General features: G+C 53.5%; 13 protein-coding genes. 8 read left to right on the forward strand and 5 right to left on the reverse strand.

The window, feature by feature from the left end:
* Positions 1-1,075: 1,075 nt before the first annotated feature.
* On the reverse strand, positions 1,076-1,669 hold the full coding sequence (locus RR_RS03105) for a helix-turn-helix domain-containing protein (RefSeq protein WP_049938629.1): 594 nt from the start codon (positions 1,667-1,669) through the stop codon (positions 1,076-1,078).
* A 152-nt stretch (positions 1,670-1,821) separates the two neighbouring features.
* Between RR_RS03105 and RR_RS03110 the strand changes: the two genes are divergently transcribed.
* Complete coding sequence (locus tag RR_RS03110) at positions 1,822-2,508, forward strand: NADH-quinone oxidoreductase subunit B (RefSeq protein WP_011222624.1); 687 nt, start codon at positions 1,822-1,824, stop codon at positions 2,506-2,508.
* A 24-nt stretch (positions 2,509-2,532) separates the two neighbouring features.
* Here the strand turns inward: RR_RS03110 and RR_RS03115 are convergent, their stop codons facing one another.
* Positions 2,533-3,747, reverse strand: coding sequence for an ABC transporter substrate-binding protein (locus RR_RS03115; RefSeq protein WP_011222625.1), 1,215 nt, complete (start codon positions 3,745-3,747; stop codon positions 2,533-2,535).
* Positions 3,748-4,777: 1,030 nt separating this feature from the next.
* Complete coding sequence (gfo6, locus tag RR_RS03120; protein WP_011222626.1) at positions 4,778-5,848, reverse strand: D-xylose 1-dehydrogenase Gfo6; 1,071 nt, start codon at positions 5,846-5,848, stop codon at positions 4,778-4,780.
* A gap of 731 nt (positions 5,849-6,579) precedes the next feature.
* On the opposite strand from gfo6, the gene RR_RS21425 reads away from it, so the two are divergent.
* On the forward strand, positions 6,580-7,725 hold the full coding sequence (locus tag RR_RS21425; protein ID WP_007190665.1) for an alpha-D-ribose 1-methylphosphonate 5-triphosphate diphosphatase: 1,146 nt from the start codon (positions 6,580-6,582) through the stop codon (positions 7,723-7,725).
* Between the two features lie 59 nt (positions 7,726-7,784).
* Here RR_RS21425 and RR_RS03130 read toward each other — a convergent pair whose 3' ends face one another.
* Positions 7,785-8,420, reverse strand: coding sequence for a DUF7344 domain-containing protein (locus tag RR_RS03130; RefSeq protein WP_011222627.1), 636 nt, complete (start codon positions 8,418-8,420; stop codon positions 7,785-7,787).
* A 781-nt stretch (positions 8,421-9,201) separates the two neighbouring features.
* On the opposite strand from RR_RS03130, the gene RR_RS03135 reads away from it, so the two are divergent.
* The 4 genes from RR_RS03135 to RR_RS03150 all read left to right on the forward strand — a co-directional run bounded on the left by RR_RS03135 (position 9,202) and on the right by RR_RS03150 (position 13,887).
* Entirely contained in the window at positions 9,202-9,483 is a 282-nt protein-coding gene (locus RR_RS03135) for a winged helix-turn-helix domain-containing protein (protein ID WP_011222628.1), read from the forward strand.
* 493 nt (positions 9,484-9,976) lie between these two features.
* Entirely contained in the window at positions 9,977-11,722 is a 1,746-nt protein-coding gene (locus RR_RS03140) for a hypothetical protein (RefSeq protein ID WP_049938547.1), read from the forward strand.
* A gap of 335 nt (positions 11,723-12,057) precedes the next feature.
* Entirely contained in the window at positions 12,058-12,888 is an 831-nt protein-coding gene (locus RR_RS03145) for a glycosyltransferase family 2 protein (protein WP_049938550.1), read from the forward strand.
* A gap of 72 nt (positions 12,889-12,960) precedes the next feature.
* Positions 12,961-13,887 (forward strand): DUF1616 domain-containing protein, encoded by a 927-nt coding sequence (locus RR_RS03150; RefSeq protein ID WP_011222631.1) that lies wholly within the window; start codon positions 12,961-12,963, stop codon positions 13,885-13,887.
* Positions 13,888-13,920: 33 nt separating this feature from the next.
* On the opposite strand, the gene RR_RS03155 is transcribed toward RR_RS03150, so the two are convergent.
* The gene (locus RR_RS03155) at positions 13,921-15,066 is read right to left on the reverse strand and encodes a glycosyltransferase (RefSeq protein ID WP_007190660.1); all 1,146 of its coding nucleotides are present in this window, start codon (positions 15,064-15,066) and stop codon (positions 13,921-13,923) included.
* Between the two features lie 243 nt (positions 15,067-15,309).
* On the opposite strand from RR_RS03155, the gene RR_RS03160 reads away from it, so the two are divergent.
* Together RR_RS03160 and RR_RS03165 are read left to right on the forward strand one after the other, a co-directional pair.
* Positions 15,310-16,512 (forward strand): glycosyltransferase family 4 protein, encoded by a 1,203-nt coding sequence (locus RR_RS03160; protein ID WP_011222632.1) that lies wholly within the window; start codon positions 15,310-15,312, stop codon positions 16,510-16,512.
* Positions 16,509-17,750: a glycosyltransferase gene (locus RR_RS03165; protein ID WP_011222633.1), complete on the forward strand. Its 1,242-nt coding sequence runs from the start codon at positions 16,509-16,511 to the stop codon at positions 17,748-17,750. The genes RR_RS03160 and RR_RS03165 overlap by 4 nt, the downstream gene beginning before the upstream one ends.
* Positions 17,751-17,753 lie beyond the last annotated feature (3 nt).

Raw genomic sequence — 17,753 nt, forward strand, 5'->3', positions numbered from 1 at the left:
TCTATATAAAACCACCCCTGTCCGCAGTGTCCGGAGTGTCCGCTGTTCTTTTTATTATAAACGATTGGGGGGACCCTCCCACCCCACTATGTCCGCAGTAACTAGAGAAGGGCGAGAGGGGTGAGAGAGAACCTATATATTAGGGAAAGGTTTATTATGGTCTGCAGAGAGCTAGACCGTAATGTAATTTGATAGCTGTAGAAGAGAGCACTATAGTATTACTTGAGAACATACCTAGTCTAGACAAACAAGATTTCAATTCAAATGTTGCCGTTTCTGCTTTCCCTTCCCGTCCTGCCTGAAGAACAGCGGACAAAGTGGGGTGGGAGTGTTATCTCCTATTATTGATCTGGTTTGCAGCTTCCAGCCTCTCCCTGAGTAATTCATAGCACTTCTACTGTCTGAGTACACACCACTGTGTCCGCTGTTCTCCTCTCCGGCCCACAAGAACAGCGGACATCGTGGTGTGACTACGATGGAATAACACCACGATGTCCGCAGTAATTGACTCCTGATTTCTCAAACGCTCAGTAGAACAGCGGACATCGTGGTGTCGATTTAGTATTATGCCTATCTTTTTTCGGTCAGACGCCACGATGTCCGCAGTAATCTGGCAATAGAGACCATCTGATACGATGTTACTGCAGACACCGTGGTGTTCTCTGTGACACACTGCTTGCTCGATGATCTGGGAAGGGCCTCCGTGAGACGTACAGTTCTGACCCCTTTCTGTAATCTCCTCTCAGATTGGTCGACCCCAGAACGCTCGACAGTGTCGTCATCATAATTGCAATAGCAAATACAGAATCCACCATGGCTCTAGCTTCCGGTTCCAGCGTCAATGTTGGCGTCATATTGGTCGCGCTAGACGCTGCAGCGTTCCTGTTCATCCGCCGGGACCGCTGCTGAGCTCAGAATGTCACTGAATGGTGCATTCTATATAGCTTTCAATAACCCACTTGCCAGTCATCGTGATAACCAATAATCCACCCGCGACGTTCTACTACTTTCACTCATTCAAGTAATTCAAACACGGGAGTGGTGCACCGATATCTAACCATCTCTGTGGTAGCTGTCATTTGAACGTCCGTTCAACAAGCCGTGCCTCTGCTTTTCTGAGATGGTTCGATGCAGTGCTCGGGGCACAACCGAGTTCTTTGGCAACGTCCTCGACGCTCCCATTTCGTGGGACGTCGTAGTACCCGACTTCTCGTCCCACGGTGAGTGCCTCGCGCTGGCGTGAAGTGAGGCCGGTGGCAAATGTTCCGGGACTGGCATCGTATTCGCCGATTTTCCGGACATTTACCGAAATTCCATCGGGAAGCGCACTCCGGACCTGTTCGAGCGCGGCAGGCTCCCCGACGACGTCGAACAACACGATCCCATGCGGCCGGTAGGCAACCGGTGGGACTATCATTAGGGTCGGCTGTTCGAACGCCGTGTAGAACTGTCGTGATCGGTCAGTCTCTTGGCCACGGATGAACGCATAGAACGCCTCGTCCCGAACGGGTGTAATATCGTAGCTTTCCATGGTTTCAACCCCAGAAAGCGCCGATTCGTACGGCTCGCGATCGCCGACGACATAGAACAACGTATAGGCAATTCCGTCTTCGACGCCGACTTTCCATGTGACGAGCCATTCGCGCTTGATTGCATCGCTTTCGGTCATAAGGCGGTGCATCGGACGCTGATACTCCAGTGCATACTGGATCTCCAAGCGGAGATATCTCACAGGCGAGTTCTGAAAGCGGCTTCCGAATAAAGACACTAGTGTGTACGACAGTTCGTGCATCCGGCCCCACTATCTATCACCATCTGGCCATGAGTAGTGATCGGCGGAATGTGGACGACGCACAGTCAGATGATCGGATATGCCCCGGCAGAAGAGCAAACGACCGATTTAATTCTACACTTCGGGAGGTGCTTGGGTCATCTCCGTTCATACTCACGAAATTCGACACGTTCCTGAACTGGGTTCGGGGGTCTTCCATGTTCGTGCTGCAGTTCGGCATCGCCTGTTGCACTATTGAGATGATGGGTACTCTCGCGACGAAACACGACCTCGACCGCTTTGCTGCCGGAGTCCCTCGGGCATCACCGCGACAGGCAGATCTGATTATCGTTCCAGGCACAATTGTTTCGAAGTTCGCACCGCGGATGAAGCGCGTCTACGACCAGATGCCCGAGCCGAAGTTCGTCGTCTCGATGGGGTCCTGTACCATTTCCGGTGGCCCATTTCAGGAAGGATACAACGTGATCAAAGGTGCAGAGCAAGTCATTCCGGTTGACATCCACGTCCCGGGCTGTCCACCACGCCCCGAGGCACTCATCTACGGCATCGCCAAACTGCAAGAGCGCATCGCTGAGGGTGAGTCCTCACCGGTAACGGTCAAACCCTACGAACTAGAACAGTTCGGCGATCTTGAACGGGATGAACTCGTAGACAAACTCGCCAGCGAAATCGATGAGGACGACCTCGTCATGCGGTACGACTGGAGTTCGCCATAGGCTCTGGAAGCCGCCTCGACTACACTACCCGTCCGTAATGATATTGGCAACGCGGTCGCGGCTGAAAAGCTGTTCAGCCGATGGGATCTCTGGATAGTGATCCCCGTTTTCGTAGGTTGGCCACTCACCAAAGATATCTGGGTAGAGTTGTTTCGCGGTCATCTCGATCTGGAACAGATTCATGATAGGGCCGTGGTATCGCATTCCGTGTGCGTACACACGGTCGGTTTGGACTGCGGCGAGCTCTTTCCCAACGCTGTGTGACTCGAGTCGCCCGCGGATATCATCCATGTCGTAGCGCGGTGTCATTCCCCAGAGGTGGAGGATTACGTCAGGGTCCGCCTCCAGCATCGTTTCATAGCCAACTGAACCCCAGAGACCGTCCCACGTTTCATCCCCGAAAGCGTCGTTGGCTCCAAGTGGACGCGTGTCGGCGAGCCAAAATCCCGGACGGTTCAGATGATACGTCCAAAACTGGTCATCGCCAAGTGTAACCCGAATCGCTGTCGGTCGTTCTTCTTCTGGCGGAAGGTTCGTTTGGATGGTATTGATGAGCTCATCGTAAACGGCTCTGAGCTGTTCGTAACGCCTTCGCTCCTGAAATACGGTGGCGACACGACTGAAAAGCTCCCACAGCGTGTAATACTGGTAGTCCCCACTGTAGGGTCCCTGCGGGTCACTGTGTGTTCCGCTGTAGAAATTTCCGAAAAAGGGGCCGATGTTGTCGATAATTTCCTCGATATCGCTCATATCCCAGTTCTCCTGGGTAATCGCCCATGCGGGGTCAAGGAAGTGAACGTCGCTACCGAGGCTATAAAAGAACTCCTTGCTGAAATTATCGTAGGGGTTGGGAAGGTCTTCCCACTCAAAAGAGACGCCGGAAAGTCGCTCGTAGTAGTGGTTCATCGATGGCCCAGCCATGTCTGGCACGAACATCGAATTGACCGCGTCACCGTGATTGAGCGCAACTAACATATCTGCATACTGATTGTACATCGTGAAGACGTTCTCCGGGACGGAGTCGAACTCGACTTCCCCGACGGGAGAAAGTGAGGCAGTGTAGGGGCCATTATCTGATGGGGTCGATGTGTCCGTTCCGCTATCGCGCGATGTAGCGGTACTGGGCGATTCGCCACCGTCACCGGAACAGCCAGCAACGATCGACGTGCCAAGCAGCACACTACCGCCGGAGAGGTAGTCGCGCCGGGTGAGACCATTTGAATCGTCTGCCTTGTCCATGTTTTAGGTTGGCCTAATATGGTGTATATGGCTTTCGGATTAACTGGCCATCTGTGGCGCAGGGATGCTAGAAGATCTTCGCGATGAGGAAGAAATCAAGTCCGAACATGGCGAAATTCTAGTACCCCACCGACGACAACGCTCATTATTGACAGGGCGATCCAGAACACCCAGATAGCATCACTTCTCACCGGGAACGTTTCATGAATACTCCTGAACGGTGGATCGTGCATTGTCTGCCCCAGTTAGTCTACGACAGGTCATCGGCCTCACTGAAGCCATTCTGTGCCTTGCTTGCAGTGCGAGTGACTGACCACGCCATTACTGCAGTGTATGTTGCACAACTTCACTCTGTGACGGAATACCTCGATATTTTCTGTCCTTACTATACATATGCACTTTCTAGTGATAAATTCGCTATAATATAGCCATAACAAGCCAAGTACGACAATAAGAAAGATACTAGTAAAAACTCAAATATATAAACAAAAATATGGGGTAGGAATTGTGGGCCTTTGTTTTTATACTCGACATTCTAGTCACAAGAATACACCAGACTCACCAAATAGTGATATATTGTGGCTAGATCGCCTTAGACGGTAAGACCTGGTTTAGCTTCAACTGTATATGATCTCTGCGACAGCAAGTCCGTAAGCTGCTATACCGAACACAGGTGTCCGATACTAGTGGCCAACAGGCCTGTTGAGTTCGCTGGGACCTCTCACATAACATCTGTACAGATGTTATTGCCTTTCGGCTTCAGCTCTAGGCCATAGCTTTTTAAACGAAACTTGGTACGATGGATTGTAAATCTTCGTTGGGGCTTTCAGCTAACTATGGCTCCGAAAACAGATCTTCAATCTTGGAGGGTGAGCGGAGTGGAACCTCACCCGGAAACTTCCTCGAAATACGATACTGTGATTGCGCTGTGCACCGTCTTGACTGGAATAACACGACAGCCGCTATTGGCACATAACTGAGCTTCAAGACAATATATCAGCGACAGAATTAGAAAAGCCGAACGACTCAGTTACAGTTCGACGACATCGCTGCTCTCCGCAGCCTCGTGAATTGCTCGGATGATCCGCATATCTTGGAGGCCATGGCGACCGTCCGGGACAATCTCAGCATCAGTCAAAACGCGGTCAGCGAAGTAATCGAACTCCTCTCGCATTTCATCCTCCGCGTCGAAGTTCTCGTGTTCGACAGTTACTGTGGTCTCGTTCCGAGACAGATGGAGTTTCGCTTTCCCGTGGAACGCTGGACGGAGTTCGATCTGCCCGTCCGTTCCAGTTATTTTCAGTTGCGTATCACGGTGGGCGTTCTGGCTATCGGTCGTGACCATTTTCACACCGTCTTCCAGCGCAAGCAATGCTCCGGAGCGTTCATCAGGCACGTCCTCGAAGGCCTCCCCATGAGAATCCATCTGTGACTGCACCGCCAGCGGTTCTCTTTCGAGCAAGAACCGAGTCGTGTTAATCGAGTAAATCCCGAGGTCCATCACTGAGGTGCCATATCCTGACAGGTCCGGATCGAGCCGCCACTGGTCTGTGTTCGGATTCATCTCAAGCAACGGCTGGCTATTGTTGCCGTATACGGATACTGGCTCACCGATGAATCCGTCTTCGATGAGTTGCTTTGCACGCCTGACGGCGGGGTCAGTTTGCATTCGATAGGCGATCATCAGCGGCACGGCGGCGTCCTCACAGACCTCAACCATCTCCTCTGCCCGTTCGACTGTTGACTCCATTGGTTTCTCACACAGGATCGCTTTGTCTAACTCCGCGGCTGTTTTGGCGTACTCTAAATGGAAAGCGTTCGGTGTCCCGATGTAGATGGCATCAAACGCGTCGGACGCCTTCCCGTCGTGGAACTCTTCGTAACTTATCCCGTGGTCTACACCGTTTTCGTCGGCGAGACGTTTGGCTTTCTCCGAGGAACTACTGACAAACGTCGTGACTTCACCTAGATCAGAGTCTTGAATCGCGGGGAGTGCCAGGTCGATTGTCCACCAACCGAGGCCCAACAGTGCGTACCGAACCGTTCCGTCCGTTGTGGTTTGCCAGTCACGTCCGTTATAGGCATCAATCCAATCTTTCATACGAATCCATTTTAAACGCCGGCGGTAAAAACTTCGGATTCTGGGGACGCAAACACCACGCTGGTGGGAGGAACATGGGGACTCTCGTTACAACTTCGACCGAACGCGTGTTTCCCAACGGCGGTGCTTGATGGTGTATAAGCTCTGGTCGTTTTCCCGCCTGTTCTACTGGTGAGTGGGGCGATGTCGCCGCAGTCAGTCATTATTCGATACTGCGATAGCATTACAAACAACCTGTTGTTACTCAGGTGCTATTATGACCTTTTTGACTGTGAGAAAAATAGAGAGAAATCACAGGTTGAACCTTCTCGTTCAGCAGTTAATACAGTATTATATGAGTAGGTGTAACCTAATAAATATGAATGCACCAGAATTATCGGTATCTTGTTCGCTCTGTGAAGGCATCACCTAAATATAGTTCAGAATATATGTTAGTCTGACATATGAATTAATACGTGGACTATTACGTGGGTGTCGGATTCTGTGAGTTGTGTCTCCATTCAAACTCTGATACATTGCTAGTGATCTATATCGGCCGGTCTGAATTGATAGTTGGGTTGAGGAGGTCGATTCCGATTATTTCGTGCCGGATAAATCTCAGCTACAGCTGCCTATCTCATATAAATATAAACTCTATATTCGACCGTGGTGTAGCCGTAGCGAGCGCATATTCATGTTTCGAGGAAGTGGAGCATTATGACATTGGTACATCTTACAGGGAGTTACAGCGCATGAACAATAATGAAAACCAGACATTGATATCAGGAGGAACTGTTGTTACGCCTACTACTGAAATAGAGAAGGGGACAGTAGCATTCTCTAACGGGAAAATCGTCTCAGTGGAAGCAGAATCTCATGACAACCCTGATATTGATGCGACGGGTAAATACGTTCTTCCTGGATTGGTAGATCTCCACGGTGATGACATCGAACGGCACCTTTTTCCAAGAGCGGAAGAGCGTGTCGACACAACTATCGCTCTGGATCGATGCGATATAGCCAATGCCAGTGCGGGAGTTACGACAAAATATCACGCTATCTCATTCGAGGACGTTCCAGATGATAACCGGAGTATCGAATTAGCCCGTCGCCTCGCCGAGCAGATACGAAATTTCAACTACGAAACTGGCGCCCGAGTCGACAACAGACTCCATATGCGGTGTGAGCTCACCAATGAAGCGTCAGTTGACGCTGTCTCGGAAGAAATCAAATCGGGGGGCGACCTCGTATCTCTTGTCACACACGTTCCTGGAACAGGTCAATTCACCGGCGAAAACACACTTGCACAGCGCTATGACCGCTCTGACGGGGAATTAGAAACAGGGCTTCAATCCCTCAAAACACGTCGCAGTGGTGTCCCCGAAGCAGAGTTGCTCGCGCGCGCACGAGAGGTCACAGAATTAGCGAGCAATAGAAATATGACGGTCGCTTCACACGACGATGAAACTGTTGCGAGTGTAGATAACGCTGCTGCCATCGGGGTAGACATCAGTGAGTATCCGCTTTCCCACCGTGTTGCGCAGCGTGCAACCGAGCTAAACTTGACCGTTGCAATGGGTGCTCCGAATGTGGTGCGTGGCGGGAGCCTGTGGGACGGGCCCGATGCGTCTCAGGCAATCAAAGACGGCGTTGTTGACATCCTTTGTAGCGACTTTCGTCCGCAATCACTGCTTAGTTCTGTGTTCATTGAAAACGATGAGCCGCTCAAAGACCGGGTGTTTCGTGTTTCTACTGCACCAGCTGCTGCTGCCGGCCTGTACGACAGAGGGCGGTTGGAGTGCGGGGCAAGGGCCGACATTATCATCGTCGATCCAGATCCGTCTCCATCTATAGCACGAACATATGTTGCCGGCGACCAAGTGTATTGCTCGGCATAGCCTACTCAGTACGTGTACTGCGTGAAAATTGGGTGCGGAACCAAACCGTTCTTATCCGGCTACTCGCTGTCCGGTGCTTCCCGCTCAACTGACCAGTGATAGACGGAACACGCGCCTGCAACACCTACGACCAGGGAGAACAGTCCGAAAACCATGGTCCCGGAAAGTGAGAAGGCGACAGAAGCAGCGAGGACCATTGCGCCCAGCACCGAGACAGCTGCATAATACCGATACCACTGTCGATTCTCCGCCTCCTCCTCAGAGCGGTTGAGGTACTTTTCGAAGTCGTCGGCCTTCTCGGTAAGGGTGATATGCCCACGGTCTTGGTTGAAATCGATGACACCGATATCGTCCATCTTCGGTAGATGGCACTGGTACAGTCCGACGTACACGCGCTTGCGCTCACTTGATGTCAACGCATCAGTCGTGGTTTCGTTTTCGATGGCCGCGACGTGTTCCGCAAGTTCTCCAAGAGATACCTGTTCGTCCCGTTCTCGAAGAAAATGGAGGACCTCTCTACGGCGGCTGTTTTTCAGTATTTCAAAAATAACGTCCAGAGATGCACCGTGGCCGTCCTGCTCCTGCGGCGCTGCTTGGTCGGCACTGCTTTCGTTCCCTTTTGACGCTGGGACGGATTCATCGCTCAGTTCATTATTCGGTTCTGCCTTCGTTTGTGCGGTGTCTTTGACTCCCATATTTACCCACTTCCTGTGTGCTGCGACATCGTCCACCCGTCTGGAATCGCGCTCACACAGCCCCCCGGCTGTATCGACGGAGCGTTACGCTGTCAGCCAGCATTTCAAATCAACATCACCTTGCCACTTAATACTTTGTTATGTAATATATTAGATAGTTTTTCTTTGATTACCGCCAAGGATAGTAAGTAGTTGATTCGGTATTCTGGGAGTAACAGTGCTCTTCGAATCAATATCCGGTGATCCACGGTACGGGGGTGTTTTGGCGTGCGTTGGAACACGATAAATACATAGAATGACCGTTTCATTTGCTGAGGCGCAGATATATTGTACTTATACGTAATTGCACTCTCTATGATTGTACAAGATAAATCATCGCGTATACTGTCTGTTTCCGTTGGCTGTACAAGTAACGTAATCCTATGAACCCCAATTGAAGGGCTACCTGCACCGGTACAATGACGTTGCACGTACGAAACCATTGATGGAACTTTCCTTGGGATGGTCGTCAGGAATTGGAACCGTACGAGCTCTGCAGTATCGGTTGTTGACTGGTGGCCGAACAAGTAGGTGGAACGCGCGATCTGTGAATCAGATGGAAGAGCGATATTACTCACCATATACTCAGTATGTGGGGTAATCAACCGGAATGGTGTATGGTTACGAAGCGAGAGCAAGCGACACGAGCGAAACAATTAACCATAGGCACATGGAATATCATTGTACACGAGTTTGTGTCCAAGAAAAGTAGTTGGTACACTCGTGCATACGAATAGATACGATGGCAGACTTTGATCAGTGGGACGAAGTGAGCTACGTAATCAGTTCACGGTATCGAGTCGAGACTCTCCGCCGGTTGTCAGAAGGCCCTGCGACACCGTCGTTAATCGCGGACGATAGAGAAATGAGTATTGCTCACGTTTCACGTGCCTTGCAAGAGCTTCGTGAGTCGGAACTGGTCGATCTACTAGTTTCGGAAGATCGGAAAAAAGGCCGTGTGTACGACATTACTAAGAAGGGTGTCGATATTTGGGAAACAATCGAACGGAAGAATATGGCATAACTGCCGCGTCTCGGCCTTGAACTGACATGATCGTACAGGCGCGTCGACTTAGAATTATCTCCGCCTTTCTTCGGTTTGAATTGAACTATGTCTAGACCTGGATATCTCGCGTATACGCGACTCCGTAACAGCAACTCCGGTACTAGGTCATAATTTGGTGCGCTTTCCACAGGCCCAATTACGGTTAATTGAGACGCCAACAAACGGTATCGACTTACTACGACTGTGGCTGTCAGTTCATCGTTTGACGGACGCGTCTGGTGGTAAACGAATGCTACCCATTCCGAGACATCGTCTAAGGAAACCCGGTTTCGGATATTGAATGCAAAGAGTGTCTACTGACTAGTATAGCGGTCGTAACAATAATGATTTGTAACCTACCCGCGTACGCATGTTGTCAATAGGCTCCGGAAAATTACTGATTGGATGCGTCGCTGGACTCTTAGTCCTTGGCGGCGCTACGCTAGGGCTTGGAATCGGTGGCTTCGCTGATGTGCCGGCAGATTCTGAGACCACTGTGGGCGAGGACGAACTGGAGATACGCGCTGTGCAGACGCCAACTGAAATTCGGCCGGACGAGCCGTTACGTGTGCAACTTCGACTTACAAACGCAGGGTCGGAGACGACAACGAAACAAGTAGCGCTACAATTGAGTGGGGATGGAGACCAACAGTCTCTCGAAACGGTAGCGACAAAACAAGTCGAGGTTTCGGCAGCTGAACCGACGAACGTGACCCTGACTGTCGAGCCTGAGCAACTCAGTTCTGGAGAGTACACGTACGCCGTTGCTGTCGGTGAGTCTTCCTCCCCGGAGACAACTGGGAGTGTGGCTGTCCTCACTCCGCCTACGTTTGTACTCGACGATACCACTGAAAACGCTACTATCGTCCGTGGAACGAACGTCTCGATCCGAGCAAACCTGACCAATGCCGGTGCATATCGCGGCGTCCAGACCGTTCGAATCGCTGTCGATGAGGACCAGAACGGCCAATACACCGATGCTGAAAGGCTGGACGAGAGCGTATACTCGCTTGCGGGCGGCCAGAGTCAAGTGAGCACTGCCACGGCCCACACCACTGATATGGAACCCGGTCGATACCAATACAAGATCGCCACGGAAAACACAACAGCGACTGGCACCCTCTCTGTCCAGCAACCGGCGACGTTCCGAGTGCAGAACACGACAGCACCGGTCAACGTAACGAAAGGCGAAACTGCCAATGTCTCCGTAGTCGTCAAGAACGTTGGTGATGTGGACGGTACCGACAATGTCACAATCCGCAGTGATTCCCTGAACACCACCTATTCGCGCTCTGTTTCACTTGCTGCCAACGAAACGACAACGGTGTCTATTGGAGTGAATACGACAAATTTGAGCAGCGGGACACACAACCATTCCCTTGGAACTAGTACTGACACAGACCCTGTCTCGATGACGGTTCAGGACAGTCATTTCGAGGTATCGGATCTGGATGGACCAAATGTTCTGTACGTCGGTGATATGGCTGTGTTCTCCGCAGACGTAACGAACACCGGTAACATCACCGGAACCCAATCGATCCAGCATCGCATCGACAGCGATGACGACGATCGACCGGAGGCCTACGGCGTCGACAGAAACGTCACGCTTGCACCCGGCGAGTCGACTCGCGTTCGGTTCGAGATTGACTACACGGTAACTGACTCGACAGAGTACCCCGTAGAACCACTGAGACTGCAGACGTACGTCCATGGAATCTATTCAGAAGACGCGCGTGCGTCAACAGCGATGTCGGTCAAGCCGTCATGGGCAAAAGACGGAGGATCAAGCAGTTATAGCGGGAGTACCAGCGTCTCTGAGGGTGATCGCGCTTCGCTTGATGAAATAACTCAAGATAAGTACGGACGCCACTATGATGAGGTGAGCGGTGAAACGAAGCGCCAGGTCGAAGAGATTCACGAACGCCAACCGTTCGCAGACGGCCTTGCGGCCGCAGAGGTACGAACGCGTGAGGAAATCGCCCGGCAAGAGTATGATGCCGATGTGAAAGCTGGCGAGAAGTTTAATTTCACTGGATTAGATATTGAAACTCAACAGAAGGTTGAATCAGACTTTGATGCACAGTTTGAGACTGATTCCGGTGACCGAATTGAGTCATGGGACGAACTGGCCAACGACACATACGAAACGTCGTATGAAAATCTAACTACTAGTCGCCAGGCAGACATCAGGACGACGTATCAGGATCAATTCGAATAACCACTCTTTCTGTCAGGAGTAATCGCCGTACATGGGCCCTTCTCGGAATCGTTCTAACGAGATATTTATGCATCTAACAGTTCACTGTATATGACCGCTAACCCTGGAAAGTAAGGAATAACAATAGATTGATTTGTCCAACATGGTGACAGAGAGGGGCCCTACTGGTGGCCGGTGAGTGGCCCCACAACCTACCATGACTATCACTGAACCAGAGGTTGCTATTGGCGCGTGGGTCTGGCATGAAAGCCGACCCGGGATGAGTAGCTCCCTTTTCGGTAACTCTGTGCGTACCGTAGCGGACTCACTCCACTCACCAACAGGGGGGACACAGAGTGTATAAAGGCTCTACCGTCGGTGTCGTCGTTCCGGCACACAACGAAGAGGGGTTCATCGGTGAGGTCATCGACTCACTTCCGGAGTACGTCGATCAGGTGTTCGTTATCGACGACTGCTCGACAGATGGCACATGGACCGAAATCAAGGAATACGTGGATACTGAGGTGAAACCCGCAAGTGTGACCGGGGACTCCGCACAACAAATAGTTGTCGCCGACGGGGCCGGGACAACGGTATCTGAAAGCCAGACGTTTCTCGATAAGCGGATCGTCCCAGTCCGTCATCAGACTAACGGCGGTCGCGGGGCTGCCGTACAAACCGGATACGAGCTAGCGCTTATGAGCGACATGGATACGGTTGCAGTCCTTGATGGCGACGGCCAGATGGACCCGAACATCCTCGATGAGATACTCGACCCAGTCGTTGAGGGGGATGCGGATTACGCGAAAGGCAACCGCCTCATATCGCGACGCCACTGTACTCAGATGTCCAACTGGCGGCTGTTCGGGAATGCGCTCCTCACGATGCTGACCAAGATTGCCAGCGGACACTGGCAAATGCGCGACCCACAGAACGGATACACCGCGATTTCCGCGACGGCGCTTGACCAGCTCTCGCTGAACGATCTGTTTGACGACTACGGATTTCTGAACGATATGCTCATTCAGTTAGACGCCAATGGACTGACTGTTCAGGATGTGCCGATGGAGGCGCTTTATGGCGACGAGTCGAGCGGAATCAGATACAGTTCGTTCGTTCCGAAGCTCTCTATGCTGCTCCTGCGACGGTTCTTCTGGCGAATCGGTAAGAAGTTCTTCAGACTGTGACCAGTTCTCCAGATGATACGTCGTCCGATTATGTAGTTCCTACTTATATCGGACCAGTGGAGACAGTATCGCATGGTTGGATGGTCCTCATCTCTGTTGCGAGTGGCCGATTTGGTGGCCGTCATTCTGCTTACCATGCTGGCGATCGCGGCAACTTTCGTGTCGGAGTCACTGCTGCGAACCGTGGTGACGATACCGTTTCTGTTCTTCGCCCCTGGATACTCGGTGGTGGTGGCCATGTTCCCACACCGGCGCTCGTCACTCGACGGCGAGCGGTTGTTCGGCTCCGAGGCGCTTCTGTTGGGTATAGCTACCAGCATTGGCCTAGCGATTATCGTCGGGGTGAATCTCGAGTACACGGTCTGGGATATCGCCGCAGTCCCAGTGATGGTTGCCCTGTCGTCAATAGCGCTTCTATCGGCCACTGTCGCGATGTATCGCCGACTGTCGCCTCTCAACGAGACCTCACCTACTACGTTTGGTGGCTCATCGGACCGAGCCAAGACCCCGAATATAGGCGACTCGATACAGCTCAGCTCGGTCATCGTTGCTGTCTCTGTCCTCGTCGCAGTACTCAGCGTCGGCGTTGTCGCACTGGACCCGCCCCGCGGTGAGCGGTATACGGAGTTTGGTCTCCTTACCGAGGCGGAGAACGGAACCCTCGTCGCTGACAACTATCCGTCCGAGATATCGGCTGGCGACCAGGAAACACTGTATTTCACGGTCACGAACCGTGAGATGCAAACCAAACAGTACACCGTTGTGATTACGCTCGTCGCGACGAACGAGGACGGAGACGCAATCCAGCGTGCGCGATTGGATTCTTTCAGAAACGAAGTCGCTGCCGAAGAGACGTGGCGGCAAGAACACACGGTTGAACCCCTGCTGAGCGGTGAGCGGTTACGGCTTACGTATCTGCTTTACGACGGGACTATCCCCGAACAGCCCACGGCCCAGAACAGCTACCGGGAACTCCACGTCTGGCTTGACGTGTCGTAGCGAAGGCTCTAGCGAGGCGCAATCCCGCTTGAGTCAGGCAGTTCTGTGAGCAGGGGCTGCGGTAGGCAAGTGTGCTTGAATGAACGCCTCGTAATCCCGAAGCACGGCCTCCGGGGCGAAATCGCGCGCCCGCTCGATTAATCTCTCTTTCTGCGGTGGGTCGGCCAGAGTGGTATGTATCCCGTCTGCGAGGGCGCTTTCGTCCCCGACCGGCACTAGCGGTCCGACCTCTCCACCTTCTAAAATTTCGTAGGGACCGCTAGGGCAGTCCGTCGAGACGACCGGGCAGCCACACGCTAGCGCTTCGATGATAACTGTCGGGAGCCCTTCGTGTACTGACGACATGGCTAGCACGGATGCACCGGCCATGTAGCCGTAGGGGTTGTCGACGTAGCCCGGAAACGAGACTCTATCACTGATGCCGAGGTCCCGTACCAACTGCCTGAGTTCGCCACGCTCGGACCCCCGACCGACGATGATTGCTCGCGTTTGCGGGCGCGCTTCGTGAACCCGTTTGAACGCTTTGAGGAATGAGCCGAAGTTTTTCTGTGGTTCGAGGCGGCCGACGCCGAGCACGACCTCGTACTCTGGAACGCCGACCCATTCGTGATCTACCGGCTCTCGGGACCGCATACGGACCTCTTCGACGGGAATCGGGTTGTGCAGTACGGTTACGTCCTCCGGACTGACTCCTACGTGCTCGACGATGCTCTCGGCGGCACCATCGGAAACGGCAACGAACTGATCCGCCCGGTCGGAAAGCCGGCCCGCGAGCCACTCAACGAACTTCTCTTTCGGCGATTCCTGCACTCCGAGGGTATTGTGGACCGTCGGAACCGCGACCGCATCGGAGCCGACCAATCCGTGTGCGAAGAGACAGACATCGTTGGCGTACGTCATCTGCGAGAAGATCATGCTCGGTGATTCGGTCCTGAGATACCTGCGGAGTGCCGGGACAGCGGCACCGATACCGATTCCCGGGATAGACGGGGTCTCCAGATCGATGAGGCGAACGTCGCTTCGCACTTCTTTCTTGAACTCGCCTTCACAAAACGAGACGAGGAGGTCGACGTTGTACTCCTGCTCGGCCAACCCGTTCGCGATTGTCACTGTCACTCGTTCAGCCCCCCCGACTGTTAGGGACGGAACGTAGAACGCCAGCGGTCTCTGCCCTGTCATATCGACATTGTCTCGGTCAGTAGGCTTTTTTTATTATCTTCCTACCCGAGGCGTATCACGTATTTTTGCCGTATCGCACGTCGCGGGACGGTCCGCAAACTGGCTCGGAGACTACGGCAGAATTTGGCGACAAACTCGCCAACGCACAAATTCCGCTCCGGAGCAGATATCTGGTTAGGACTGTGATACCCTAGAAAGCACAGGCTTAACAATAAGTATCGGACAGCAAGCGTCCTGCACAGAATGCGCATCCTACGTGTCGCCCAAGATATCTTTCCAGACAAAGTTGGGGGAGCACCTTATCACATACACGCTCTAAGCCGCGACCAAGCCGAGATGGGACACGATGTGACGGTCCTGACCGTCTCGAACGACCAATCCAAGCCACAGACAGAACAGAGAGCCGGGTACACCCTTGTCCGTCTGTCGCCGCGCATCGAACTGTTCGGTAACGCGCTGTTCGCCGGGACGGTGAAGTACCTCCGCAACGCTCGGGAGTACGACGTGGTACACGCTCACTCACACCTGTTCTTTTCGAGCAACCTCACGGCGGCTTACAGTCGGGTAACCGACATCCCGCTTGCCGTTACGTGTCATGGACTTATGTCTCAACGAGTCCCCGAATGGTTTTCTCGGTTCCATCTCAACACTGTCGGACGGTTCACATACAACGCGGCGGACGTGCTCTTCTCTTACACTGCGCCCGAACGCGAGCGACTTCGGGACCTCGGTGTCTCCTCCGATATCCGCGTCATCCACAACGGGATAGACGTCGACCGATTCACGCCAGTCGGCGCAACGTACGACCGGATAACCGATGCCACTGGTCCGGCAGTCGTTTTTGTCGGTCGTCTGGTCGAAGGGAAACGGCCCCGGGACGTTCTGAAAGCCTTTCAGACGGTACAAAATAATATACCTGAGGCCAAACTGTTTTTTTGCGGTGACGGGCCGCTCCGGGACAAGCTAGAACAGATTGTCGAGCGAGAAAACATGCGCGAGTCGATACGTTTTCTTGAACGGGTTCCGTATCAGGAGATGCCGGCGGTATATCGTGCCGCGGACCTGTTCGTGCTCGCTAGTAGAACAGAGGGGTTCCCACGAAGCGTCATGGAATCGATGGCGTGTGCCACACCCATTCTCAGCACCCGACTGGAACAGACAGAACAGGTAATCGAGCAGGCTGGCCGGACGGTGCCGGTCGGGGACACGACGGCACTAGCTGATGCCATGTCTTCGATGCTCGACGATAGAGCCGCGTTACGAAAGCTCGGCCAAGCAGGCAGGGAGATCGTTATGCGAGAATACGACTGGTCCGAAACGGTAGAACAGACGACACAGACCCTCGGTACTATTTCTACGTCTACGCCCTCCCAGCAACAGGTCGACAGTGGCCAGGCCGAAGAGCAAGTGATACCCGCCGGCTCGAACACGGAGCATGAGCAATGAACCGCTCAGACACGGCACACGAAGCTCCCACGACGGGTACCGACAGCTACGATGGAACCTCCCGCCAATCTCCGGACGAGACCTTACGCGTCTGCTTTCTCATCAACAAACTCGCACCTGATGGCGCACCGACTATCGTCCTGAACCTCGTCGAGCAAACGCGAGACCAACAGTTCGATTTCACGGTCTGTTTCTTCGGCGGTGACGACACGCTCCAGAAAGATTTTGAGGACGCAGGCGCGCGCGTTGTCGACTTTGGAGCGGTCGGGGAGTTCCCGCAGTTCGACCCACGCTCGCTCCCGCGCATGCTCCGTTTCTTCCACCGGGCATCGTTCGACATCCTCCACTGCCACTTGCCGTACTCACAATCGCTCGGACGACTCGTCGGCTCCGTAGCCGACATCGACCAAATCGTGAGCACACAGCACAACGTCCCGGCGAACTATCATCCCATAGAGCGGGTAGCGGAACGTATCACCCGACCGCTCGATTCTCGGACCATTGCCGTCTCAGAGGGCGTTCAGACGGCTTTCACCGGTGAGAGCGAGGTCTTTCACCACGATGCTGGTAGGCAGTGGACCACGATTCCCAACGGGATTGACGCGGACGCCTTCGCTGGCTCCGTGGACGCGGCTGACGGAAGTGTCGTCCGCCAGGAGTGGAACCTTTCGGGCTCTGACCCGCTCTATCTCAACGTGGCCCGATACGAACCCCAGAAGCGACAGGAGACGCTCATCGAGGCGATGGAAGAAGTTGTCGACAGCGTGCCGTCGGCACATCTTCTCATCGTCGGGTGGGGCTCGCTCGAAGCATCGCTCCGAGAGAAGGTCCAGAACGCGGGCTTGTCCCAGGCTGTGACGGTCACCGGACGCGTTCCGGAGATTCACGGGTATTACGCGGCTGCTGATGCCTTCGTCTCTGCATCGGCCTTTGAGGGACTGCCGGTGACTATCCTCGAAGCCATGGCCGCCGAATGCCCAGTTGTTGCCACAGACATTGACGGCGTGAGAGAAGTCGTCCTTGACGGTGAGACCGGACGATTGGTTACACCCGAGGAGCCCACACAGATGGCAGCGGCGATGCGAGCGCTCGCGGACCACACGATCCGGGAGCGCTACGGGGAGAAGGGATACGACCGTGTTCGAAACATGTTCACCGTCGAACAGATGGTCTCTCGCTACACCCGGTTGTATCGCTCTCTCGACAGCCGACAGAGACGGGACAATAACACCGGATAATAC

The organism is Haloarcula marismortui ATCC 43049, assembly GCF_000011085.1.
In the GTDB taxonomy this organism is placed as follows: Archaea; Halobacteriota; Halobacteria; order Halobacteriales; family Haloarculaceae; genus Haloarcula; species Haloarcula marismortui.